Consider the following 23,056-nt stretch of genomic DNA (forward strand, 5'->3'; position numbering starts at 1 on the left):
GCCGCATGCCCGGCCACACCCCCGCACACCTCCTTACCCCCACGGAGCAACCGGATGAAGCGCCACCTCATCTCGGCCGCCGACCTCTCGCGCGACGACGCCGTCCTGATCCTCGACACCGCCGAGGAGATGGCCCGGGTCGCGGACCGGCCGATCAAGAAGCTGCCCACCCTGCGCGGCCGCACCGTCGTCAACCTCTTCTTCGAGGACTCGACGCGCACCCGCATCTCCTTCGAGGCCGCCGCCAAGCGGCTCTCCGCGGACGTCATCAACTTCTCCGCCAAGGGCTCCTCGGTCTCCAAGGGCGAGTCGCTCAAGGACACCGCCCTGACCCTGGAGGCGATGGGCGCCGACGCCGTCGTCATCCGCCACCACGCCTCCGGCGCCCCCTACCGGCTGGCGAACTCCGGCTGGATCGACGGAGCCGTGGTCAACGCCGGCGACGGCACCCACGAGCACCCCACCCAGGCCCTGCTGGACGCCTTCACCATGCGCCGCCGACTGGTCGGCCCCGACGCCGGCCTCGGGCGCGACCTGGCCGGCCGCCGCATCACGATCGTCGGGGACGTCCTGCACAGCCGGGTCGCCCGCTCCAACGTCCACCTGCTGACCACCCTCGGTGCCGAGGTCACGCTCGTCGCCCCGCCCACCCTGGTGCCGGTCGGCGTCGAGACCTGGCCCTGCGAGGTCTCCTACGACCTCGACCGGGTGCTGCCCAAGTCCGACGCGGTGATGATGCTGCGCGTGCAGCGCGAGCGGATGAGCGCCGCGTTCTTCCCGACCGAGCGCGAGTACGCGCGTCGCTACGGGCTGGACGGCGACCGGATGGCGAAGATGCCCGAGCACGCCATCGTGATGCACCCCGGCCCGATGAACCGCGGCATGGAGATCACCGCCGAGGTTGCCGACTCCGCCCGCTGCACGGCCGTCGAGCAGGTGGCCAACGGCGTGTCGATCCGCATGGCGGCCCTCTACCTGCTGCTCGGCGGCTCCGAGCCGGCCGTCACCCACAACGCCCGCACCGAGGAGAACAAGTAATGTCCAAGATCCTGATCCGTGGTGCGAAGGTCCTCGGCGGCGAGCCGCAGGACGTGCTGATCGACGGCGAGACCATCGCCGAGGTGGGGACGGGCCTGAGCGCCGAGGGCGCGACCGTCGTCGAGGCCGACGGCAAGATCCTGCTGCCCGGCCTGGTCGACCTGCACACCCACCTGCGCGAGCCCGGCCGCGAGGACTCCGAGACCGTCCTGACCGGCACCCGCGCCGCCGCGAGCGGCGGCTACACCGCCGTCTTCGCCATGGCCAACACCTTCCCCGTCGCCGACACCGCCGGCGTCGTCGAGCAGGTCTGGCGCCTGGGCAAGGAGTCCGGCTACTGCGACGTGCAGCCCATCGGCGCCGTCACCGTCGGCCTGGAGGGCAAGCAGCTCTCCGAGCTCGGCGCCATGCACGACTCCGCCGCCGGCGTCACCGTCTTCTCCGACGACGGCAAGTGCGTCGACGACGCCGTGATCATGCGCCGCGCCCTGGAGTACGTGAAGGCGTTCGGCGGCGTCATCGCGCAGCACGCGCAGGAGCCCCGGCTCACCGAGGGCGCCCAGATGAACGAGGGCGTCGTCTCCGCCGAGCTGGGCCTGGGCGGCTGGCCGGCCGTCGCCGAGGAGTCGGTGATCGCCCGCGACGTCCTCCTCGCCGAGCACGTCGGCTCCCGGGTGCACATCTGCCACCTGTCCACCGCCGGCTCCGTCGAGATCGTCCGCTGGGCCAAGTCCCGCGGCATCGACGTCACCGCCGAGGTCACCCCGCACCACCTGCTCCTGACCGACGAGCTCGTGCGTTCGTACAACCCGGTCTACAAGGTGAACCCGCCGCTGCGCACCGAGCGCGACGTGATGGCGCTGCGCGAGGCCCTGGCCGACGGCACGATCGACATCGTCGCCACCGACCACGCCCCGCACCCGCACGAGGACAAGGACTGCGAGTGGGCCGCGGCGGCCATGGGCATGGTGGGCCTGGAGACGGCGCTGTCCGTCGTCCAGCACACCATGGTCGAGACCGGGATGCTGGACTGGGCGGGCGTCGCCGAGCGCATGTCGTTCAAGCCCGCCCGCATCGGCAGCCTCGCCGGTCACGGCCGCCCCATCGCCGCCGGGGAGCCCGCCAACCTCACCCTGGTCGATTCCGCTTACCGTGGTGTCGTGGACCCCGCGGGCTTCGCCTCCCGCAGCCGCAACACCCCCTACGAGGGCCGCGAGCTGCCGGGTCGCGTCACCCACACCTTCCTGCGGGGCCGGGCGACGGTCGTGGACGGGAATCTCGCGTGACATCTGCACACATCATCACTCTGGCGGCCGAGCAGAAGTCTGCCGACGTCACCCACTGGGCCGCGCGCGCCGGCTGGGTCGTGGGGCTGCTGCTCTTCGTCGCACTGCTCTACTGGCTGATGCGCGAGGGCTGGAAGTGGCGCGGCACGCTGCAGGGCGACCTGCCCGAGCTGCCCGCCGTCCCCGACGGGCGGGGCGAGCCCACGCTCACGCTCACCGGCCGCTACCACGGCTCCACCACGTCCGGGCAGTGGCTCGACCGCATCGTCGCGCACGGCCTGGGCACCCGCAGCAAGGCGGAGCTCACCCTGACGGAGCAGGGCGTGGCCGTGGTACGGCCCGGCGCCCGGGACTTCTTCATCCCCGCCGCCGCCCTGCGCGGCGCCCGCCTGGAGTCCGGCATCGCGGGCAAGGTCCTCCCCGAGGGCCTGCTCGTGATCACCTGGCAGCACGGCGACAAGACCATCGACTCGGGCTTCCGCTCCGACCGGGCGGCCGAGCACTCCGCCTGGGTCCAGGCGGTCAGCACCATGAACAGCACTACGGAAGGCGCACGATGACGACCTCCAGCAGGGGAAGCAAGGTCCCCGCCGTACTCGTCCTGGAGGACGGTCGTACGTTCCGCGGCCGCGCCTACGGGGCCGTCGGGACGACCTTCGGCGAGGCCGTGTTCTCCACCGGCATGACCGGCTACCAGGAGACCCTGACCGACCCCTCGTACCACCGCCAGGTCGTCGTCATGACGGCCCCGCACGTCGGCAACACCGGCGTCAACGACGAGGACCCCGAGTCCGGCCGCATCTGGGTCGCCGGCTACGTCGTGCGCGACCCCGCCCGCCTCCCCTCCAACTGGCGCTCCCGTCGCTCGCTGGACGAGGAGCTGGAGCGCCAGGGCGTCGTCGGCATCAGCGGCATCGACACCCGCGCCCTCACCCGCCACCTGCGCGAGCGCGGTGCGATGCGGGTCGGCATCTTCTCCGGTGCGACGCTGCCCGACGACGCGGCCATGCTCGCCGAGGTGCGCCGCGCCCCCGAGATGAAGGGCGCCGACCTCTCCGCCGAGGTCGCCACCAAGGAGGCGTACGTCGTCCCCGCGATCGGCGAGAAGCGCTTCACCGTCGCCGCGATCGACCTGGGCATCAAGGGCATGACCCCGCACCGCATGGCCGAGCGCGGCATCGAGGTGCACGTCCTGCCCGCCACGGCGACCATCGAGGACGTCTACGCGGTCGCCCCCGACGGCGTGTTCTTCTCCAACGGCCCGGGCGACCCGTCCACGGCCGACCACCCGGTCTCCGTCATGCGCGGCGTCCTGGAGCGGAAGACCCCCCTCTTCGGCATCTGCTTCGGCAACCAGATCCTGGGCCGGGCGCTCGGCTTCGGCACCTACAAGCTGAAGTACGGCCACCGCGGCATCAACCAGCCCGTGCAGGACCGCACGACCGGCAAGGTCGAGGTCACCGCGCACAACCACGGCTTCGCCGTCGACGCCCCGCTCGACAAGGCGACCGACACGCCCTACGGCCGCGCCGAGGTCTCCCACGTGTGTCTGAACGACGACGTGGTCGAGGGTCTCCAGCTGCTCGACCAGCCGGCATTCAGCGTCCAGTACCACCCCGAGGCAGCAGCAGGTCCGCACGACGCCGCGTACCTGTTCGACCGCTTCGTCTCCCTGATGGAGGGCCAGCGTGCCTAAGCGCACCGACATCCAGTCCGTTCTGGTCATCGGCTCCGGCCCGATCGTCATCGGCCAGGCCGCGGAGTTCGACTACTCCGGCACCCAGGCGTGCCGCGTGCTGAAGTCCGAGGGCCTGCGGGTCATCCTCGTCAACTCCAACCCGGCCACGATCATGACCGACCCGGAGATCGCCGACGCCACGTACGTCGAGCCGATCACCCCCGAGTTCGTCGAGAAGATCATCGCCAAGGAGCGCCCCGACGCCCTCCTGCCCACCCTCGGCGGCCAGACCGCGCTGAACACCGCCATCTCCATGCACGAGAACGGCGTGCTGGAGAAGTACGGCGTGGAGCTCATCGGCGCCAACGTCGAGGCCATCCACAAGGGCGAGGACCGCGACCTGTTCAAGGGCGTCGTCGAGGCCGTCCACGCCAAGATCGGCCACGGCGAGTCCGCCCGCTCGGTCATCTGCCACACCATGGACGAGGTCCTCGCGGGCGTCGACACGCTCGGCGGCTACCCCGTCGTCGTCCGCCCCTCCTTCACCATGGGCGGGGCCGGCTCCGGCTTCGCCCACGACGAGGAGGAGCTGCGCCGCATCGCCGGCCAGGGCCTCACGCTCTCCCCGACCACCGAGGTGCTCCTGGAGGAGTCCATCCTCGGCTGGAAGGAGTACGAGCTGGAGCTGATGCGCGACCGCAACGACAACGTCGTGGTCGTCTGCTCCATCGAGAACTTCGACCCCATGGGCGTGCACACCGGTGACTCCATCACCGTCGCCCCGGCGATGACGCTGACCGACCGCGAGTACCAGATCCTGCGCGACGTCGGCATCGCCATCATCCGCGAGGTCGGCGTGGACACCGGCGGCTGCAACATCCAGTTCGCCGTCAACCCCGACGACGGCCGGGTCATCGTCATCGAGATGAACCCCCGCGTCTCGCGCTCCTCCGCGCTGGCGTCCAAGGCCACCGGCTTCCCGATCGCCAAGATCGCGGCCCGCCTCGCCGTCGGCTACACGCTGGACGAGATCCCCAACGACATCACCGAGAAGACCCCGGCGTCCTTCGAGCCCACGCTCGACTACGTCGTGGTCAAGGCGCCCCGCTTCGCCTTCGAGAAGTTCCCGGCCGCCGACGCCACCCTCACCACGACCATGAAGTCGGTCGGCGAGGCCATGGCCATCGGCCGCAACTTCACCGAGGCGCTGCAGAAGGCCCTGCGCTCGCTGGAGAAGAAGGGCTCGCAGTTCGACTTCGTCGCCGAGCCCGGCGACAAGAGCGCCCTGCTGGAGAAGGCCAAGGTCCCGACCGACGGCCGGATCAACACCGTCATGGCCGCCATCCGCGCCGGCGCCACTCCCGACGAGGTCTTCGACGCCACCCGCATCGACCCGTGGTTCGTCGACCAGCTCTTCCTCATCCACGAGGTGGCCGAGGAGCTGCGCGGCGCCGAGAAGCTCGTCCCCGAGCTGCTCGCCGAGGCCAAGCGGCACGGCTTCTCCGACGCCCAGATCGCGGCCATCCGCGGCCTGCGCGAGGACGTCGTCCGCGAGGTCCGCCAGGCCCTCGGCGTCCGCCCCGTCTACAAGACGGTCGACACCTGCGCCGCCGAGTTCGCCGCCAAGACGCCGTACTTCTACTCCTCCTACGACGAGGAGACCGAGGTCGCGCCGCGCGAGAAGCCCGCAGTGATCATCCTCGGCTCGGGCCCGAACCGCATCGGCCAGGGCATCGAGTTCGACTACTCCTGCGTCCACGCCTCCTTCGCGCTCAGCGAGGCCGGCTACGAGACCGTGATGGTCAACTGCAACCCCGAGACCGTCTCCACGGACTACGACACCTCCGACCGGCTCTACTTCGAGCCGCTCACCCTGGAGGACGTCCTGGAGATCGTCCACGCCGAGCAGCAGGCCGGCCCCGTCGCGGGCGTCGTCGTCCAGCTCGGCGGCCAGACCCCGCTGGGCCTGGCCCAGGCGCTCAAGGACAACGGCGTGCCGATCGTCGGCACCTCGCCCGAGGCGATCGACCTCGCCGAGGAGCGCGGCGCCTTCGGCCGCGTCCTGACCGAGGCCGGACTGCCCGCGCCCAAGTACGGCACCGCCTACTCCTTCGACGAGGCCAAGGGCATCGCCGCCGGCATCGGCTACCCCGTGATGGTCCGCCCCTCCTACGTGCTGGGCGGCCGCGGCATGGAGATCGTCTACGACGAGCCCTCCCTGGCCGGCTACCTGGAGCGGCACGCCGGTCTGATCTCCGAGCACCCGGTCCTCATCGACCGCTTCCTCGACGACGCCATCGAGATCGACGTCGACGCGCTCTACGACGGCCACGAGCTCTACCTCGGCGGCGTCATGGAGCACATCGAGGAGGCCGGCATCCACTCCGGCGACTCCGCCTGCGCGCTGCCCCCGATCACCCTCGGCGGCTTCGACATCAAGCGCCTGCGGGCCTCCACCGAGGCCATCGCCAAGGGCGTCGGCGTGCGCGGCCTGATCAACATCCAGTTCGCCATGGCCGGGGACATCCTCTACGTCCTGGAGGCCAACCCCCGCGCCTCCCGCACGGTTCCCTTCACCTCCAAGGCGACCGCCGTGCCGCTGGCCAAGGCCGCCGCCCGCATCTCCCTGGGCGCGACCATCGCCGAGCTGCGCGCCGAGGGCATGCTGCCCCGGGAGGGCGACGGCGGCACCCTGCCGCTGGACGCGCCGATCTCCGTCAAGGAGGCCGTGATGCCGTGGAGCCGCTTCCGCGACGCCTCCGGCCGCGGCGTGGACACCGTCCTCGGCCCGGAGATGCGCTCCACCGGCGAGGTCATGGGCATCGACACGGTCTTCGGCACGGCCTACGCCAAGTCGCAGGCCGGCGCGTACGGTGCGCTGCCCACCAAGGGCCGTGCGTTCGTCTCCGTCGCCAACCGCGACAAGCGCTCGATGATCTTCCCGGCCCGCGAGCTGGTCGCCCACGGCTTCGAGCTGCTGGCCACCTCCGGCACCGCCGAGGTCCTGCGCCGCAACGGCATCAACGCCACCGTCGTGCGCAAGCAGAGCGAGGGCGAGGGGCCGAACGGCGAGAAGACGATCGTCCAGCTCATCCACGACGGCCAGGTCGACCTGATCGTCAACACCCCGTACGGCACCGGCGGCCGCCTGGACGGGTACGAGATCCGCACCGCCGCCGTCGCCCGGGCGGTCCCGTGCCTGACCACGGTCCAGGCGCTCGCCGCCGCCGTGCAGGGCATCGACGCGCTCACCCGCGGTGACGTGGGCGTGCGCTCGCTGCAGGAGCACGCGGAACATCTGACCGCCGCCCGCGAGGCGTAGGGCGCAGGAGGGGGACACCGGAAGGTGTCCCCCTCTTCATGAAGCCCCCCGCGCCCGCCCCTCGCTCAGAAGGCTGGAAATGTACCGTCTCTTCTTCGACCTGATCTTCAAGCGCATGGACCCCGAGAAGGCCCACCACCTGGCCTTCGCCTGGATCCGCGCCGCCGCACGCATCCCCGTGCTGCGCACCTTCGTCGCGGCCGTCCTCGCCCCCCGCCACACCGCGCTGCGCACCGAGGCCCTGGGCCTGCGCATGCACGGCCCCTTCGGCCTCGCCGCCGGCTTCGACAAGAACGCCGCCGCCATCGACGGCATGGCCATGCTCGGCTTCGACCACGTCGAGATCGGCACCGTCACCGCGCAGCCCCAGCCCGGCAACCCCAAGAAGCGCCTCTTCCGCCTCGTCGCGGACCGCGCGCTGATCAACCGCATGGGCTTCAACAACGACGGCTCCGCGGCCGTCGCGGAGCGCCTGGCGGCCCGCAAGGCGGTCTTCCGCACCACCGTCGGCGTCAACATCGGCAAGACCAAGGTCGTGCCGGAGGAGGAGGCCGTCGCCGACTACGTCACCTCCACCGAGCGCCTGGCCGCCCACGCCGACTACCTCGTCGTCAACGTCTCCTCCCCGAACACGCCCGGCCTGCGCAACCTCCAGGCCACCGAGGCGCTGCGCCCGCTGCTGAGCGCCGTCCGCGAGGCCGCCGACCGCACGGTCACCTCGCGCCGCGTGCCGCTGCTGGTGAAGATCGCCCCCGACCTGGCCAACGAGGACATCGACGCCGTCGCCGACCTCGCCGTCGAGCTGGGCCTGGACGGCATCATCGCCACCAACACCACCATCGCCCGCGACGGCCTGGGCCTCACCACCCCCCGGCGGACCGTCGAGGCCATCGGCGCCGGCGGCCTGTCCGGAGCGCCCCTCAAGGAGCGTTCCCTGGAGGTCCTCGGCCGGCTGTACGCCCGCGTGGGCGACGAGATCACGCTGGTCGGCGTCGGCGGCATCGAGACCGCCGACGACGCCTGGGAGCGCATCCTGGCGGGCGCCACGCTGGTCCAGGGCTACAGCGCCTTCATCTACGAGGGCCCGTTCTGGTGCCGCGCGATCCACAAGGGCCTCGCCGAGCGCCTCGCCGCCAGCCCCTACACCACCCTCGCCGAAGCGGTCGGCGCCGCCACCCGTGCCCGTACCTCCGGAGAGGCCAAGTGATGACCGCCCAGCAGACGCAGCAGGCCCAGCAGACCCCCGAGCCCTTCGGCGCCCGGCTGCGCCGCGCCATGGACGAGCGCGGGCCGCTGTGCGTCGGCATCGACCCGCACGCCTCGCTGCTGGCCGACTGGGGCCTCTCCGACGACATCGCGGGCCTGGAGCGCTTCACGCACACCGTCGTGGAGGCGCTGGCCGACCGGGTCGCCGTGCTCAAGCCGCAGTCCGCGTTCTTCGAGCGGTTCGGCTCGCGCGGGATCGCCGTCCTGGAGCGGGCCGTCGCGGACTCCCGAGCCGCCGGCGCGCTGGTGCTCATGGACGCCAAGCGCGGCGACATCGGCTCGACCATGGCCGCCTACGCCGCGACCTACCTCGACCCGTCCTCGCCGCTCTTCTCGGACGCCGTCACCGTCAGCCCCTACCTCGGCTACGGCTCCCTGCGCCCGGCCCTGGACCTGGCCCGCGAGAGCGGCACGGGCGTGTTCGTGCTGGCCCTGACGTCCAACCCGGAGGGCGCCGAGGTGCAGCACGCGGTGCGCGCCGACGGCGCGAGCGTCGCGGCGACGATGCTCGGCCACCTGCGTGCCGAGAACGCCGGAGCGGCCCCCCTGGGCTCGTTCGGCGCGGTCGTGGGCGCGACGCTGGGGGAGTCCCTCGGCGCGGCGGGCGCGGACCTGGCCATCAACGGCCCCCTGCTCGCCCCCGGCATCGGCGCCCAGGGCGCCACCGCCGCCGACCTGCCCGCGGTCTTCGGCGCCGCGGTGGGCAACGTCGTCCCGAACGTCAGCCGCGGGGTGCTGCGCAGCGGCCCGGACGTGACGGCATTGCGCGCCAGTGCCGGGCGTTTTTCGGACGAGGTGCGCGCGGCGGTGGCCGGCTAGCGCGTCGCGTCCGCGCCACAGGGTCGGGTTAGCGCCAGCCGGCAGAGAAAATTGTCGGTCTTTATGTCCGGAAAAGTCCTGGTCGAGCGAGGCTGACCAGGACTTTTCGTCTGTTCTCGCTGACTGGAGCGGCATCGGCCGCTAGTCTCCGACGAGAGCGAACGAGCAAGCGCGTTGCTCGTTGCTCCCCAGGTGTGGGCCGACTAGGTTCCTCACCGGTCCGTATCCGACAGTTCGACATCCGAGGTGACGTAGGCGTGGCTCTTCCGCCCCTTACCCCTGAACAGCGCGCAGCCGCGCTCGAAAAGGCCGCCGCGGCTCGCCGGGAGCGCGCCGAGGTCAAGAATCGGCTCAAGCACTCCGGCGCCTCGCTGCACGACGTGATCCAGCAGGGCCAGAAGAACGATGTCATCGGCAAGATGAAGGTCAGCGCCCTCCTGGAGAGCCTGCCCGGTGTGGGCAAGGTCCGCGCCAAGCAGATCATGGAGCGGCTCGGGATCTCCGAGAGCCGCCGGGTGCGCGGCCTCGGCTCCAACCAGATCGCCTCTCTGGAGCGAGAGTTCGGCGGCAAGGCCGCCTGACGGCCACCCGCCGCGAGGCCCTGCGTTCCCAGGCACTCCCAGGAACCGGGATAATCGCTGCATGAGTACTGCAGTCTCCCGGGGGACGTCCCCCGTCCCTCCGGCCGGACAACCGCGGCTGACCGTGCTCTCCGGCCCCTCCGGGGTCGGTAAGAGCACGGTCGTCGCCCACATGCGCAAGGCCCACCCCGAGGTGTGGCTCTCGGTCTCCGCCACCACCCGCAAGCCGCGACCCGGCGAGCAGGAGGGCGTCCAGTACTTCTTCGTCGACGACGAGCAGTTCGACAAGCTCATCGCCAACGGAGAGCTGCTGGAGTGGGCCGAATTCGCGGGCAACCGCTACGGCACGCCGCGGCAGGCCGTGCTCGACCGCCTGGAGGCGGGCGAGCCGGTCCTGCTGGAGATCGACCTCCAGGGCGCCCGGCAGGTCCGCGAGACCATGCCGGACGCCCGGCTGGTCTTCCTCGCCCCGCCCAGCTGGGACGAGCTGGTCCGCCGCCTCACCGGCCGCGGGACGGAGTCGGCCGAGGTCATCGAGCGCCGGCTGGAGGCCGCCAAGGTCGAGCTGGCGGCCGAGACGGAGTTCGACACCACGCTGGTCAACACCTCCGTCGAGGACGTTGCGCGTGAGCTGCTAGCCTTGCTGCGCTGAACACCTTTCTTCACCCCCATCGGAAGGCAGAGAGTGTCCTCTTCCATCACCGCGCCCGAGGGCATCATCAACCCGCCGATTGATGAGCTGCTTGAGGCGACCGACTCGAAGTACAGCCTCGTGATCTACGCCGCCAAGCGCGCGCGCCAGATCAACGCGTACTACTCGCAGCTCGGCGAGGGCCTGCTGGAGTACGTCGGCCCGCTGGTGGACACCCACGTCCACGAGAAGCCGCTCTCCATCGCGCTCCGTGAGATCAACGCGGGCCTGCTGACCTCCGAGGCCGTCGAGGCCCCGGCGCAGTAAGCGCTGATTGCGTCAGTTTCACGCTTCATCACCGAGGGCCCGGCAGCGCGACTGCCGGGCCCTTGGTGTGTCATGGGGTCTGTACGGTCCGTACGTACGGACGAGAACGAATGTGCGGACGAGAGCGCGGGGAGAAGCGAACGATGGACAAGCCCAAGATCGTCCTGGGGGTCAGCGGCGGCATCGCCGCCTACAAGGCGTGCGAGCTGCTGCGCAGGCTCACCGAGTCGGGGCACGACGTGCGCGTCGTGCCGACGGCGTCGGCCCTGCACTTCGTCGGTGAGGCGACCTGGTCCGCGCTCTCCGGCCACCCGGCCGCGACCCAGGTGTGGGAGAGCGTCCACGAGGTGCCGCACGTCCGGATCGGCCAGCAGGCCGATCTCGTGGTCGTGGCCCCCGCCACCGCCGACATGCTGGCCAAGGCCGCCCACGGCCTGGCCGACGACCTGCTGACCAACACGCTGCTCACCGCCCGCTGCCCGGTCGTCTTCGCCCCGGCCATGCACACCGAGATGTGGGAGCACGCCGCCACCCAGGAGAACGTGGCGACCCTGCGCCGCCGCGGCGCGATCGTCATCGAGCCCGCCGTCGGCCGGCTGACCGGCGTCGACACCGGCAAGGGCCGCTTCCCGGAGCCCGCGGAGGTCTTCGAGGTCGTCCGCCGGGTGCTGGCGCGCGGCGGCGACGCGCGCGCCGACCTGGCCGGCCGGCACGTCGTGATCAGCGCCGGCGGCACCCGCGAGCCGCTGGACCCCGTGCGCTACCTCGGAAACCGCTCCTCCGGCAAGCAGGGCTACGCGCTGGCCCGCACCGCCGTCGCCCGGGGTGCCCGTGTGACCCTCGTCTCCGCCAACAGCGAGCTGCCGGACCCCGCGGGCGCCGACGTGGTGCACGTGGGGACGGCCGTACAGCTGCGGGAGGCCGTGCTCAAGGCCGCCGCGGACGCCGACGCCGTGGTGATGGCCGCGGCCGTGGCCGACTTCCGGCCCGCCCACTACGCCGAAGGCAAGATCAAGAAGCGGGACGGCCAGGAGCCGGAGCCGGTCGCGCTCGTCCGCAACCCCGACGTCCTCGCCGAGCTCTCCGCCGACCGCGCCCGCCCCGGCCAGGTCGTGGTGGGCTTCGCCGCGGAGACCGACGACGTGCTGGCCAACGGCCGCGCCAAGCTCGCCCGCAAGGGCTGTGACCTGCTGGTCGTCAACGAGGTGGGGGAGCGCAGGACCTTCGGCTCGGAGGAGAACGAGGCCGTCGTCCTCGCGCCCGACGGCACCGAGACCCCCGTGCCCCACGGCCCCAAGGAGGCCCTCGCGGACGTCGTCTGGGACCTGGTGGCCGGACGCCTGGCCTGAGGCCAGGCGCCGGGACGGGAGGGCCCAGGGGGCCTGCCGGGGTTCCCGGGGCCGCTGCCACGGCAGTTTCCGCAGGCCGCGAGGGCCCCGGATGTCCAGGATGCGAGAACGGTGCGGGACCGGGATGTCCGGAGTGCGAGAAGGCCGGATAAACTGGCACCGGACTCGCGTCGAGCGCAGCTCTCGACCGGGTCCGTCAATGATCAGCCAGCAGCCGCTGCAACCCCAGGGAGCGATGTGTCCCGCCGCCTGTTCACCTCGGAGTCCGTGACCGAGGGTCACCCCGACAAGATCGCTGACCAGATCAGCGATTCCATTCTCGACGCCCTCCTCAAGGAGGACCCGACCTCCCGGGTCGCCGTCGAGACCCTGATCACCACCGGCCTCGTGCACGTCGCCGGCGAGGTGACGACCAAGGCGTACGCGCCGATCGCGTCGCTCGTCCGCAACAAGATCCTCGAAATCGGTTACGACTCGTCCAAGAAGGGCTTCGACGGCGCCTCCTGCGGCGTCTCGGTGTCCATCGGCGCGCAGTCCCCCGACATCGCCCAGGGCGTCGACACCGCCTACGAGAACCGCGTCGAGGGCGACGACGACGAGCTCGACAAGCAGGGCGCCGGCGACCAGGGCCTGATGTTCGGCTTCGCCTGCGACGAGACGCCGAACCTGATGCCGCTGCCGATCGAGCTCGCGCACCGGCTCTCCCGCCGCCTGACCGAGGTCCGGAAGAACGGCACCATCCCCTACCTGCGCCCCGACGGCAAGACGCAGGTCACCATCGAGTACGACGGCAACAAGGCCGTCCGCCTCGACACGGTGGTCGTCTCCTCGCAGCACGCGAGCGACATCGACCTCGACTCGCTGCTGGCACCCGACGTCCGCGAGTTCGTCGTCGAGCACGTCCTCAAGCAGCTCGTCGAGGACGGCATCAAGCTGGACACCGAGGGCTACCGCCTCCTGGTGAACCCCACCGGCCGCTTCGAGATCGGTGGCCCCATGGGTGACGCCGGCCTCACCGGTCGCAAGATCATCATCGACACCTACGGCGGCATGGCCCGCCACGGTGGCGGCGCCTTCTCCGGCAAGGACCCGTCCAAGGTCGACCGCTCGGCCGCGTACGCGATGCGCTGGGTCGCCAAGAACGTCGTCGCGGCGGGGCTGGCTGCCCGCTGCGAGGTCCAGGTCGCCTACGCGATCGGCAAGGCCGAGCCCGTCGGTCTCTTCGTCGAGACCTTCGGCACCAACACCGTCGACGTCGAGAAGATCGAGACCGCCATCGCCGAGGTCTTCGACCTCCGCCCGGCCGCGATCATCCGCGACCTCGACCTGCTGCGCCCGATCTACTCCCAGACGGCCGCCTACGGTCACTTCGGCCGTGAGCTGCCCGACTTCACGTGGGAGCGCACCGACCGCGTGGACGCCCTGAAGAAGGCCGCCGGGCTGTAAGCCCCCGGCCGGCCCGGACCTCCGGCCCGTGTGAGGCGCCCCCGCCCTTGTGGCGGGGGCGCCTTTCGTTGTCAGTGCCCTCTGATAGGACTGGAGCCGTGAGCAGCGAGAACGGGCGGTCGGAGCGGGAGGCTCCCGAGGCGGAGCAGCTCGCGCTCATCCGGGAGAGCGTGCGCAAGGCCAAGGTGCCGCGGGCCAAGCCGCGGACGTGGCGGGGGGCCGCGCTGGCCAAGGAGCTCCCCGTCGCCCGGGTGCTGGTCGACAAGGGCCCGGTCCACCTGGACCGGCTGTGGGACTACGCCGTGCCCGCCGAGCTCGACGCCGACGCCCGGCCGGGGGCGCGTGTACGGGTGCGCTTCGGCGCCGGCACGCGCAACGTCCGGGGCGGGCGGCGCGAGGGGGGCGGGCTGCTCGACGGCTTCATCGTCGAGCGCATCGCAGAGTCCGACTACCGCGGGCCGCTGGCCGCCCTCGCCCAGGTCCTCTCGCCCGAGCCGGTGCTCTCCCCGGCCCTGCTGGGGCTGTGCCGGTCCGTGGCCGACCGCTACGCCGGCTCCCTCGCCGACGTCCTGCAGCTGGCGGTGCCGCCCCGGCACGCCCGCATCGAGGCCGAGCCGTCGCCCGAGCCGCTGCCGCCGCCCCCGCCGCCCGGGCCGGGCGGCTGGGCCCGCTACCCCACCGGCCCCGCCTACCTCGACGCGGTGGCCCGGGGGGACGCCCCGCGGGCGGTGTGGAGCGCGCTGCCCGGCCCGCAGTGGGCGGACGAGCTGGCCCGCGCCGCAGCGGCCGCCCTCGCCTCGGGGCGCGGTGCGCTGATCGTCGTGCCGGACGGCCGGGCCGCGGCCCGGGTCGACGCCGCGCTCGGCACGCTGCTCGGGCCGGGCCGGCACGTGCTGCTGACCGCGGACACCGGCCCGGAGGAGCGCTACCGCCGCTGGCTGGCGGTCAGCCGCGGCTCCGTGCGGGCCGTGGTCGGCACGCGCGCCGCGATGTTCGCCCCCGTGCGGGACCTGGGCCTCGCCGCCCTCTGGGACGACGGCGACTCCAGCCACAGCGAGCCGCACGCGCCGCAGCCGCACGCCCGCGAGGTGCTGCTGCTGCGCGCCGCCCACGAGAAGGCGGCCTTCCTGCTCGGCGGCTTCGGCTGCACGGTGGAGGCGGCGCAGCTGCTGGACACCGGCTGGGCGCTGCCGCTGGCCGCCGACCGGGAGCGGCTGCGGGCGGTGGCGCCGCGGATCCGGACGGTGGGCGAGGGCGACGAGGCGCGGGACGCCGCCGCGCGGGCCGCCCGGCTGCCCACCGTCGCCTGGCAGGCCGCCCGCGAGGGGCTGCGGCACGGGCCGGTGCTGGTGCAGGTCCCGCGTCGCGGCTACGTGCCGCGCCTGGCCTGTGAGCGGTGCCGCGAGCCCGCCCGCTGCACGCACTGCGCGGGCCCGCTGGAGGCCCGGGGTGCGGGTGGCGGTGAGCTGCTGCACTGCGGCTGGTGCGGGGAGGAGGCCCGGGACTGGCACTGCGGCGAGTGCGGGGGCTTCCGGCTGCGCGCCCAGGTCGTGGGGGCGCGGCGCACGGCGGAGGAGCTGGGGCGGGCGTTTCCGGCGGTACCGGTGCGCACGTCGGGGCGTGACCACGTCCTGGACACGGTCCCCGACCGGCCGGCCCTCATCGTGTCCACGCCCGGCGCCGAGCCGGTCGCCGAGGGCGGCTACGCCGCGGCGCTGCTGCTGGACGGCTGGGCGCTGCTGGGCCGGCCGGACCTGCGGGCGGGCGAGGAGGCGTTGCGCCGCTGGCTGGGCGCGGCCGCCCTGGTGCGGGGGCGGGAGGCGGGCGGCACGGTGGTGGTCGTCGCCGAGCCGACGCTGCGGCCCGTGCAGGCGCTGGTCCGGTGGGATCCCGCCGGACACGCGATGCGGGAGCTCGCGGACCGCGCCGAGCTGGGCTTCCCGCCGGTGTCGCGCATGGCGGCCGTCAGCGGGCCGCCGGAGGCGGTGGCGGAACTGCTCGCGATGGCCGAGCTGCCGGAGGGGGCGGAGGTGCTGGGGCCCGTCCTGCTGCCCCCGCCCTTGCCGGGCCGTCCGCGCCGGGCAGGGGATCCGCCCCCCGGCGAGCACTGGGAGCGGGCACTGGTCCGGGTCCGCCCGGGCCGCGGCGCGGCGCTGGCCGCCGCGCTCAAATCGGCCCAGGCGGTACGACTGGCCCGCCGCGAGGGCGACCCCGTACGGCTGCGGATGGATCCGCCGGACATCGGGTGACCGTGCCCTCCCGGCCGGGGCGGCTCGGGCAGCGGGCGGTGCGCCGCTCGGGGCGGCTTTGGCACCGCCGGTCACCGTGTGGTGGGGCTGATCGCCGCTGCGGCGCAGCAGTGGCCCCGGCGCGGCCCGGGCCGCACGCCCCGCCGGGGCGGGCTAGCCGTTGCGGGGGCCGGGGAAGGCGGAGGCGCGGGGTTCCTCGCGGTGGGGGGCCGGCTGGCCGGGGACGGTGCGGGCCGCGGGGACGACCGGCATGGGCGCCGGCGCCGGCTCGGCGGTGCGCACCGCCGACTCCGCGGTCTCGGCCGTCCCCTGGGCCCCGGCGCGCCGTGCGCCGTAGCGGCGGTGGACCGCCTGCTTGGTGACGCCGAGCGCCGAACCCACCGCGTCCCACGAGAAGCCCAGCGAACGGTCGAAGTCCACGGCCGCCGTGACCAGCGTCTCGACGCTGTCCCGCAGCTCCTGGGCCAGGCGGACCGTCGGAGCGGGGGCGCGCCCGTAGACGACGAAGCCCGCCGAGGGGCCGGTGCGACGCGGGCGGTAGACGTTGCCCAGCTGGGCGGTGAGGGTGCGCAGGGCGTCGACCTGGCGGCGGACCCTCTCGATGTCCCGGACCAGAAGATGCAGGCTGGCCCGTGCCTGGGCGTCGTGGGTTGCGTGGTCGGGCATGAACAAGCCTCTCGGACCGGCGGTTAAAGGGACGTGGATGTGGACGAGAGTTGACGGCTGGTCGGTAAACAACGCAAGGGAAGCGGACCGTGGTTGCAGTCCGTTTCGGTCAATCTCTCTTGACCCAACGCGCCACGGGCCGCTGGGTCACGGTATGGGGGCGTACATCCGCCGGAATGGGGCGCGCGCCAGCCCGCACGCCCCCTGTGGCAGGGGCGCCTCTAGACTGGAGCGCCGTTCGGTCCGGCGCCCACGGGGCCGCCGCCGCGGCGCCACGGGACGCTATGAGAGAGGTAGTCCGCCACCCATGAGGCTCGTCTTCGCCGGTACCCCCGAGGTCGCCGTACCCGCCCTCGACGCCCTGATCGCCTCGGACCGCCACGAGGTCGTCGCCGTCGTCACCCGCCCCGACGCGCCCGCGGGCCGCGGCCGCCGCCTGGTCGCCAGCCCCGTCGCCGAGCGCGCCGAGGAAGCCGGCATCGAGGTGCTCAAGCCCGCCAGGCCGCGCGACGAGGACTTCCTCGCCCGGCTGCGGGAGATCGCCCCCGACTGCTGCCCGGTCGTCGCCTACGGCGCCCTGCTGCCCAAGGCCGCGCTGGAGATTCCCACCCACGGGTGGGTGAACCTCCACTTCTCCCTGCTGCCCGCCTGGCGCGGAGCCGCCCCCGTGCAGCACGCGATCCTGGCCGGCGACGAGGTCACCGGCGCCTCCACCTTCCTCATCGAGGAGGGCCTGGACTCCGGGCCGGTCTTCGGCGTCCTGACCGAGCAGGTCCGCCCCACCGACACCAGCGGCGACCTCCTCACCCGGCTCGCCTTCGCCGGCTCCGGGCTGCTGGCCGCGACGATGGACGGCATCGAGGACGGCACCCTGAAGGCCGTGCCCCAGCCCGCCGACGGCGTCTCCCTCGCACCCAAGATCAACGTCGAGGACGCCCGCATCGACTGGAGCGCGCCCGCCCTGCGCGTCGACCGCGTCGTGCGCGGCTGCGCCCCCGCGCCGGGCGCCTGGACGACCTTCCGCGGCGAGCGCCTGAAGGTGATGTCCGTGCTGCCCGCCGTCGACCGCACCGACCTCGCCCCCGGCGCCATCGCGGCCGCCAAGAACTCCGTGCACGTCGGCACCGGCTCCCACGCCGTGCAGCTGCAGTGGGTCCAGCCGCAGGGCAAGAAGCCGATGCAGGCCGCCGACTGGGCCCGCGGCGTCCGCATCGCCGCAGGCGAGGGACTGGGCGAGCAGGAGGGCGCCCGGTAACGGGCGTAGGCTGGAGCCCTTCATCACACCAGCTCCGGAGCACCTTTCGTGAACGAACAGTCCCCTCGCAAGCGACCCGCCAAGCCCTACCGCAGGCCCAAGAAGGACCCGGTACGGATCCTCGCCTTCGAGGCGCTGCGGGCCGTGGACGAGCGGGACGCGTACGCGAACCTCGTGCTGCCCCCGCTGCTGCGCAAGGCCCGCGAGAAGGAGGGCTTCGAGCCGCGCGACGCCGCCCTCGCCACCGAGCTGGTCTACGGCACCCTCCGCCGCCAGGGCACCTACGACGCGATCATCGCGTCCTGCGTCGACCGGCCGCTGCGCGAGGTCGATCCGCCGGTGCTCGACGTGCTCAGCCTGGGCGCGCACCAGCTGCTCGGCACGCGCATCCCGCCGCACGCCGCGGTCTCGGCCACCGTCGAACTGGCCCGTGTCGTCCTCGGCGACGGGCGGGCGAAGTTCGTCAACGCCGTCCTGCGCCGGATCACCGCCCACGACCTGGACGGCTGGCTGGAGAAGGTCGCACCGCCCTACGAGGACGACCCCGAGGCACACCTCGCCGTCGTCCACTCCCACCCGCGGTGGATCGTCTCCGCCCTGTGGGACGCCCTCGGCGGCGGCCGGGCCGGCATCGAGGACCTGCTGGAGGCGGACAACGAGCGCCCCGAGGTCACCCTGGTCGCCCGCCCCGGCCGGGCCACCACCGACGAGCTGATGGCGGTGCTCGGCGAGGACTCCGCGCTGCCCGGCCGCTGGTCGCCGCACGCCGTGCGGCTCGCCGAGGGCGGCGAGCCCGGCGCCCTGGAGGCCGTGCGCGAGGGCCGGGCCGGCGTGCAGGACGAGGGCAGTCAGCTCGTCGCCCTCGCCCTCGCCGACGTCCCGCTGGACGGTCCGGACACCCGCTGGCTGGACGGCTGCGCCGGCCCCGGCGGCAAGGCGGCCCTGCTCGGCGCGCTCGCCGCGGAGCGCGGCGCCGCGCTGCTGGCCTCCGAGAAGCAGCCGCACCGCGCCCGCCTCGTCGAGCGCGCCCTGGCCGGCAACCCCGGCCCGTACCAGGTCATCGCCGCCGACGGCACCCGCCCGCCGTGGCGCGAGGGCTCCTTCGACCGGGTCCTGGTCGACGTGCCCTGCACCGGCCTGGGCGCCCTGCGCCGCCGCCCCGAGGCCCGCTGGCGCCGCCGCCCCGAGGACGTGCCCGGCTTCGCGCCGCTCCAGCGCGACCTGCTGCGCGAGGCGCTGCGCGCCGTCCGCGTCGGCGGCGTCGTGGGCTACGCGACGTGCTCGCCGCACCCCGCGGAGACCAAGGCCGTCGTGGACGACGTGCTCAAGCGCGAGGGCGTGAGCGCCGAGTGGATCGACGCCCGTCCCCACATGCAGGGCGTCCCCGCCCTGGGCGACGGCCCCGACGTCCAGCTCTGGCCCCACCTGCACGGCACGGACGCCATGTACCTGGCCCTGCTGCGCCGCACCGCCTGACGCACGGGCCCCTCGGCGACGGGGGGCCCGCCAAGGGCCCCTCCGTGTCAAGGCCGCCCCCGGGGCATGGCAGGCTTGGGGTATGGCCGTGCAGATCAACCCCAGCATCCTGTCCGCGGACTTCGCCCGCCTCGCCGACGAAGCGCAGGCGGTGAAGGGCGCCGACTGGCTCCACGTCGATGTGATGGACAATCACTTCGTCCCCAACCTCACGCTCGGCGTACCCATCGTCGAGTCGCTGATCAAGGCCACGGACACCCCGCTGGACTGCCACCTGATGATCGAGGACCCCGACCGCTGGGCGCCGCAGTACGCCGAGGTGGGCGCCGGTTCGGTGACCTTCCACGCGGAGGCCGCCCACGCCCCCGTGCGGCTGGCCCGGGAGATCCGGGCCAAGGGCGCCCGCGCGTCGATGGCCCTCAAGCCGGCCACGCCCATCGAGCCCTTCGAGGACCTGCTGCCCGAGCTGGACATGCTGCTCATCATGACCGTCGAGCCCGGCTTCGGCGGCCAGTCGTTCCTCGACATCATGCTGCCCAAGATCCGCCGCACCCGGGAGCTGATCTCCCGGCACAACCTGCCGCTGTGGCTGCAGGTCGACGGCGGGGTGTCGGCCGAGACCATCGAGCGCTGCGCCGAGGCCGGCGCGGACGTCTTCGTCGCCGGATCGGCCGTCTACGGTACGGACGACCCCGCGGCCGCCGTACGTTCCCTGCGCGCCCAGGCGGAGGCGACGACCGCCCGTGCGCCCTGGGCCTGTGCGCACTGAGCGTCCCGTGGTGCTCGCCCGAATTGCTGAGGGCGAAGGTCAAGGGCTGATCAAGGACCCGCACATCTGACAGGATGACGTCGTGTCCACAGCTCCACAGCTTGCACACAAGCTTGAAGACGATAGTGAGGAGACCAGGGTGTCGACGGGCCGTTCAGCCACGCCTATGGGGCCCGCCGAGCTGGTGCAGGCGGCGGCGATGGCCCGCCGCTTCTACCTTGAGGGCAAGTCGAAGATCCAGATCGCCGAGGAATTCGGCGTGAGCCGCTTCAAGGTCGCCCGGGTGCTGGAGACGGCACTGGAGCGCGACCTGGTGCGGATCGAGATCCGGGTGCCGGCCGAGCTGGACGCGGAGCGCTCGGACGCGCTGCGCGCCCGCTACGGCCTGCGCCACGCGGTGGTCGTGGAGTCCCCGGCCGACGCCGCCGATGACGCGCCCGACCCCGAGAACCTCGGCGAGGTGGCAGCTGACCTGCTCGGCGAGCTGGTCCACGAGGGCGATGTGCTCGGCCTCGCCTGGGGCCGGTCCACCATCCACATGGCCGCGGCCCTGCACCGGCTGCCGCCCTGCACGGTCGTCCAGCTCACCGGCGTCTACGACGCGGGCACCGCTGAGCGCGGCTCGGTCGAGGCCGTCCGCCGGGCCGCCCAGGTCTCCGGCGGCGAGGCCCACCCGATCTACGCCCCGATGCTGCTGCCCGACTCGGCGACGGCCGCCGCGCTGCGCGGCCAGACGGGCATCGCCCGGGCCTTCGACTACTTCGACAAGGTCACGGTCGCCGCCGTCTCCATCGGCTCCTGGGCGCCGGGCATCTCCACCGTCTACGACATGCTCACCGAGGAGGAGCGCGCCCACTACGCCTCCCTGGGCGCCGCCGCCGAGATGTCCGCGCACCTCTTCGACGCCGAGGGCCGCCGCATCGGCCGCGACCTGGGCGAGCGCTGCATCACCGTGGAGGCCGACCGGCTGCGCCGCATCCCCGAGGTCGTCGCCATCGCCGGCGGTCAGCGCAAGGCCGCCGCCATCGGCGCGGTGCTGCGCTCGGGCCTGGTCACCAGCCTGGTCACGGACACCGCCGCCGCCGACCACCTGCTGCTGGAGACCGGCCCCGGCCCCCGCCCGGCCCTGGACCGGGCGGACCCGGACGGCTCGTAACCCCCTGCGCGCACGGCGCCGGCCCCCTCTCCCGGGGGCCGGCGCCGTCGTATCCGCACCCGTGCACAGGTCCTGCGTCCCGGGACGAAGGTCTTGGGCGATGGCACAAGGGCGGGCCGCCCGCCGCTGGCCGAAATCACAGAATATGAATCAGGTTCGCCATCCGAGCGTCGGATCGTGGATGATGGGTCCAGGAACCTCAGCCCGATCCGGCGCTGGTTCGGTGCTGACTCCCCACCCGCTCTGTACGCAAAACCGCAGGTGAGAGAGCCAGTATGCGATTCCTTAACGACCAGAAGCCCTCGTACGACCTGACGTACGACGATGTGTTCATGGTGCCGAGCCGTTCCGCGGTCGGCTCCCGCCAGGGAGTGGACCTTTCCGCTCCCGACGGCACGGGCACGACCGTTCCGCTCGTGGTCGCCAACATGACCGCCATCGCCGGCCGCCGCATGGCCGAGACCGTCGCCCGCCGCGGTGGCCTCGTCGTCATCCCGCAGGACATCCCGATCGAGGTCGTCACCGACGTCATCTCCTGGGTCAAGAGCCGCCACCTGGTGCTCGACACCCCGATCGTGCTGGCCCCCACCCAGACCGTGGCCGACGCGCTGTCCCTGCTGCCCAAGCGGGCCCACGGCGCCGGCGTCGTCGTCGACGACGAGCACCGCCCCGTCGGCGTCGTCACCGAGCACGACCTGACCGGCGTGGACCGCTTCACCCAGCTGTCCGAGGTCATGTCCACCGAGCTGCTGCTCCTCGACGCCGACATCGACCCGCGCGAGGCGTTCAACACGCTCGACGCCGCCCACCGCAAGCTGGCGCCCGCCGTCGACAAGGACGGCAAGCTGGCCGGCATCCTGACCCGCAAGGGCGCCCTGCGCGCGACGCTCTACACCCCCGCCACCGACGCGAACGGCAAGCTGCGCATCGCCGCCGCCGTGGGCATCAACGGCGACGTGTCCGGCAAGGCCAAGGCCCTGCTCGCGGCCGGTGCGGACACCATCGTCGTGGACACCGCGCACGGCCACCAGGAGTCGATGATCGCCGCGGTCAAGGCCGTCCGGGCGCTCGACCCGCAGGTCCCGATCGTCGCGGGCAACATCGTCGCAGCCGAGGGCGTGCGCGACCTCATCGAGGCCGGCGCGGACATCATCAAGGTCGGTGTGGGCCCGGGCGCCATGTGCACCACCCGCATGATGACCGGCGTGGGCCGCCCGCAGTTCTCCGCGGTGCTGGAGTGCGCCGCCGAGGCGAAGAAGTACGGCAAGCACGTCTGGGCCGACGGTGGCGTCCGTCACCCCCGTGACGTCGCCATGGCCCTGGCGGCCGGCGCGTCCAACGTCATGATCGGTTCCTGGTTCGCCGGTACCTACGAGTCCCCGGGCGACCTCCAGCAGACCGCCGACGGGCGTCTGTACAAGGAGAGCTTCGGCATGGCCTCCGCCCGCGCCGTGCGCAACCGCACCAGCGAGGAGTCGGCCTACGACCGTGCCCGCAAGGGCCTGTTCGAGGAGGGCATCTCCACCTCCCGCATGTTCCTCGACCCGTCCCGTCCGGGCGTCGAGGACCTGATCGACTCGATCATCGCGGGCGTCCGTTCCTCCTGCACCTACGCCGGCGCCGGCTCCCTCGAGGAGTTCGCCGAGCGTGCCGTGATCGGCGTCCAGAGCGCCGCCGGCTACGCCGAGGGCAAGCCGCTGCACGCCAGCTGGCAGTAGCCCGCACCGACCCCCAGGGGCGCG

General features: G+C 73.0%; 19 protein-coding genes. 18 read left to right on the top strand and 1 reads right to left on the bottom strand.

All coding sequences use genetic code 11. The annotated features are described in order from the left end of the window. Window positions 1–54: 54 nt before the first annotated feature. The 13 genes from LE181_RS13165 (at window position 55) to LE181_RS13225 (ending at window position 15,992) form a co-directional block, all read left to right on the top strand. Window positions 55–1,038: an aspartate carbamoyltransferase catalytic subunit gene (locus tag LE181_RS13165; RefSeq protein WP_225661440.1), complete on the top strand. Its 984-nt coding sequence runs from the start codon at window positions 55–57 to the stop codon at window positions 1,036–1,038. Continuing rightward, window positions 1,038–2,324 carry a dihydroorotase gene (locus LE181_RS13170; protein WP_225661441.1) on the top strand — a complete coding sequence of 429 codons (1,287 nt, stop codon included), beginning with the start codon at window positions 1,038–1,040 and terminating at the stop codon, window positions 2,322–2,324. The genes LE181_RS13165 and LE181_RS13170 overlap by 1 nt, the downstream gene beginning before the upstream one ends. Continuing rightward, the gene (locus LE181_RS13175) at window positions 2,321–2,884 is read left to right on the top strand and encodes a PH-like domain-containing protein (RefSeq protein ID WP_225661442.1); all 564 of its coding nucleotides are present in this window, start codon (window positions 2,321–2,323) and stop codon (window positions 2,882–2,884) included. The genes LE181_RS13170 and LE181_RS13175 overlap by 4 nt, the downstream gene beginning before the upstream one ends. Further along, on the top strand, window positions 2,881–4,020 hold the full coding sequence (gene carA / locus LE181_RS13180) for a glutamine-hydrolyzing carbamoyl-phosphate synthase small subunit (RefSeq protein ID WP_225661443.1): 1,140 nt from the start codon (window positions 2,881–2,883) through the stop codon (window positions 4,018–4,020). The genes LE181_RS13175 and carA overlap by 4 nt, the downstream gene beginning before the upstream one ends. Then, window positions 4,013–7,324, top strand: coding sequence for a carbamoyl-phosphate synthase large subunit (carB, locus tag LE181_RS13185; RefSeq protein WP_225661444.1), 3,312 nt, complete (start codon window positions 4,013–4,015; stop codon window positions 7,322–7,324). Before carA ends, carB begins: the two co-directional genes overlap by 8 nt. Before the next feature lie 79 nt (window positions 7,325–7,403). Further along, window positions 7,404–8,531, top strand: coding sequence for a quinone-dependent dihydroorotate dehydrogenase (locus LE181_RS13190; protein ID WP_225661445.1), 1,128 nt, complete (start codon window positions 7,404–7,406; stop codon window positions 8,529–8,531). Continuing rightward, window positions 8,531–9,409 (top strand): orotidine-5'-phosphate decarboxylase, encoded by an 879-nt coding sequence (gene pyrF / locus LE181_RS13195; protein WP_225661446.1) that lies wholly within the window; start codon window positions 8,531–8,533, stop codon window positions 9,407–9,409. The genes LE181_RS13190 and pyrF overlap by 1 nt, the downstream gene beginning before the upstream one ends. Window positions 9,410–9,666: 257 nt before the next feature. Further along, window positions 9,667–9,990 (top strand): integration host factor, encoded by a 324-nt coding sequence (locus tag LE181_RS13200; protein WP_190109033.1) that lies wholly within the window; start codon window positions 9,667–9,669, stop codon window positions 9,988–9,990. A gap of 61 nt (window positions 9,991–10,051) precedes the next feature. After that, window positions 10,052–10,642 carry a guanylate kinase gene (gene gmk, locus LE181_RS13205; protein ID WP_225661447.1) on the top strand — a complete coding sequence of 197 codons (591 nt, stop codon included), beginning with the start codon at window positions 10,052–10,054 and terminating at the stop codon, window positions 10,640–10,642. A 33-nt stretch (window positions 10,643–10,675) separates the two neighbouring features. Next, complete coding sequence (gene rpoZ, locus LE181_RS13210) at window positions 10,676–10,948, top strand: DNA-directed RNA polymerase subunit omega (protein WP_030360466.1); 273 nt, start codon at window positions 10,676–10,678, stop codon at window positions 10,946–10,948. A gap of 143 nt (window positions 10,949–11,091) precedes the next feature. Next, window positions 11,092–12,297, top strand: a complete 1,206-nt coding sequence (gene coaBC / locus LE181_RS13215) for a bifunctional phosphopantothenoylcysteine decarboxylase/phosphopantothenate--cysteine ligase CoaBC (protein ID WP_225661448.1) — start codon at window positions 11,092–11,094, stop codon at window positions 12,295–12,297. A gap of 237 nt (window positions 12,298–12,534) precedes the next feature. After that, window positions 12,535–13,743, top strand: coding sequence for a methionine adenosyltransferase (gene metK, locus LE181_RS13220; protein WP_225661449.1), 1,209 nt, complete (start codon window positions 12,535–12,537; stop codon window positions 13,741–13,743). Window positions 13,744–13,841: 98 nt separating this feature from the next. Continuing rightward, the gene (locus LE181_RS13225; RefSeq protein WP_225661450.1) at window positions 13,842–15,992 is read left to right on the top strand and encodes a primosomal protein N'; all 2,151 of its coding nucleotides are present in this window, start codon (window positions 13,842–13,844) and stop codon (window positions 15,990–15,992) included. A 153-nt stretch (window positions 15,993–16,145) separates the two neighbouring features. Here LE181_RS13225 and LE181_RS13230 read toward each other — a convergent pair whose 3' ends face one another. Then, window positions 16,146–16,658, bottom strand: a complete 513-nt coding sequence (locus LE181_RS13230; RefSeq protein ID WP_225661451.1) for a hypothetical protein — start codon at window positions 16,656–16,658, stop codon at window positions 16,146–16,148. A gap of 307 nt (window positions 16,659–16,965) precedes the next feature. On the opposite strand from LE181_RS13230, the gene fmt reads away from it, so the two are divergent. From fmt to LE181_RS13255, 5 genes are all read left to right on the top strand, one after another. Further along, a complete protein-coding gene (gene fmt, locus LE181_RS13235) occupies window positions 16,966–17,913 on the top strand; it encodes a methionyl-tRNA formyltransferase (protein WP_225661452.1) in 948 nt (315 codons plus the stop codon). A 48-nt stretch (window positions 17,914–17,961) separates the two neighbouring features. Further along, window positions 17,962–19,389: an RsmB/NOP family class I SAM-dependent RNA methyltransferase gene (locus tag LE181_RS13240; protein WP_225661453.1), complete on the top strand. Its 1,428-nt coding sequence runs from the start codon at window positions 17,962–17,964 to the stop codon at window positions 19,387–19,389. An 82-nt stretch (window positions 19,390–19,471) separates the two neighbouring features. Continuing rightward, the gene (rpe, locus tag LE181_RS13245; protein WP_190109041.1) at window positions 19,472–20,158 is read left to right on the top strand and encodes a ribulose-phosphate 3-epimerase; all 687 of its coding nucleotides are present in this window, start codon (window positions 19,472–19,474) and stop codon (window positions 20,156–20,158) included. Window positions 20,159–20,324: 166 nt separating this feature from the next. After that, window positions 20,325–21,314 carry a sugar-binding transcriptional regulator gene (locus LE181_RS13250; protein ID WP_225661454.1) on the top strand — a complete coding sequence of 330 codons (990 nt, stop codon included), beginning with the start codon at window positions 20,325–20,327 and terminating at the stop codon, window positions 21,312–21,314. Between the two features lie 275 nt (window positions 21,315–21,589). Beyond that, window positions 21,590–23,032, top strand: coding sequence for a GuaB1 family IMP dehydrogenase-related protein (locus LE181_RS13255; RefSeq protein WP_225661455.1), 1,443 nt, complete (start codon window positions 21,590–21,592; stop codon window positions 23,030–23,032). Window positions 23,033–23,056: the final 24 nt, after the last annotated feature.

The sequence above is a fragment of the Streptomyces sichuanensis genome, assembly GCF_020328095.1.
Classification (GTDB): Bacteria; Actinomycetota; Actinomycetes; order Streptomycetales; family Streptomycetaceae; genus Streptomyces; species Streptomyces cinnamoneus.

What these genes read in the sequence shown, in the direction of transcription:
- LE181_RS13165 (WP_225661440.1), top strand. Translation starts at nt 55, where the DNA reads ATGAAGCGCCACCTCATCTCGGCCGCCGACCTCTCGCGCGACGACGCC.
- LE181_RS13255 (WP_225661455.1), top strand. Translation starts at nt 21,590, where the DNA reads ATGCGATTCCTTAACGACCAGAAGCCCTCGTACGACCTGACGTACGAC.
- coaBC (WP_225661448.1), top strand. Translation starts at nt 11,092, where the DNA reads ATGGACAAGCCCAAGATCGTCCTGGGGGTCAGCGGCGGCATCGCCGCC.
- LE181_RS13250 (WP_225661454.1), top strand. Translation starts at nt 20,325, where the DNA reads ATGGGGCCCGCCGAGCTGGTGCAGGCGGCGGCGATGGCCCGCCGCTTC.
- rpe (WP_190109041.1), top strand. Translation starts at nt 19,472, where the DNA reads ATGGCCGTGCAGATCAACCCCAGCATCCTGTCCGCGGACTTCGCCCGC.
- LE181_RS13230 (WP_225661451.1), bottom strand. Translation starts at nt 16,658, where the DNA reads ATGCCCGACCACGCAACCCACGACGCCCAGGCACGGGCCAGCCTGCAT.
- carA (WP_225661443.1), top strand. Translation starts at nt 2,881, where the DNA reads ATGACGACCTCCAGCAGGGGAAGCAAGGTCCCCGCCGTACTCGTCCTG.
- gmk (WP_225661447.1), top strand. Translation starts at nt 10,052, where the DNA reads ATGAGTACTGCAGTCTCCCGGGGGACGTCCCCCGTCCCTCCGGCCGGA.
- fmt (WP_225661452.1), top strand. Translation starts at nt 16,966, where the DNA reads ATGAGGCTCGTCTTCGCCGGTACCCCCGAGGTCGCCGTACCCGCCCTC.
- LE181_RS13190 (WP_225661445.1), top strand. Translation starts at nt 7,404, where the DNA reads ATGTACCGTCTCTTCTTCGACCTGATCTTCAAGCGCATGGACCCCGAG.
- pyrF (WP_225661446.1), top strand. Translation starts at nt 8,531, where the DNA reads ATGACCGCCCAGCAGACGCAGCAGGCCCAGCAGACCCCCGAGCCCTTC.
- LE181_RS13170 (WP_225661441.1), top strand. Translation starts at nt 1,038, where the DNA reads ATGTCCAAGATCCTGATCCGTGGTGCGAAGGTCCTCGGCGGCGAGCCG.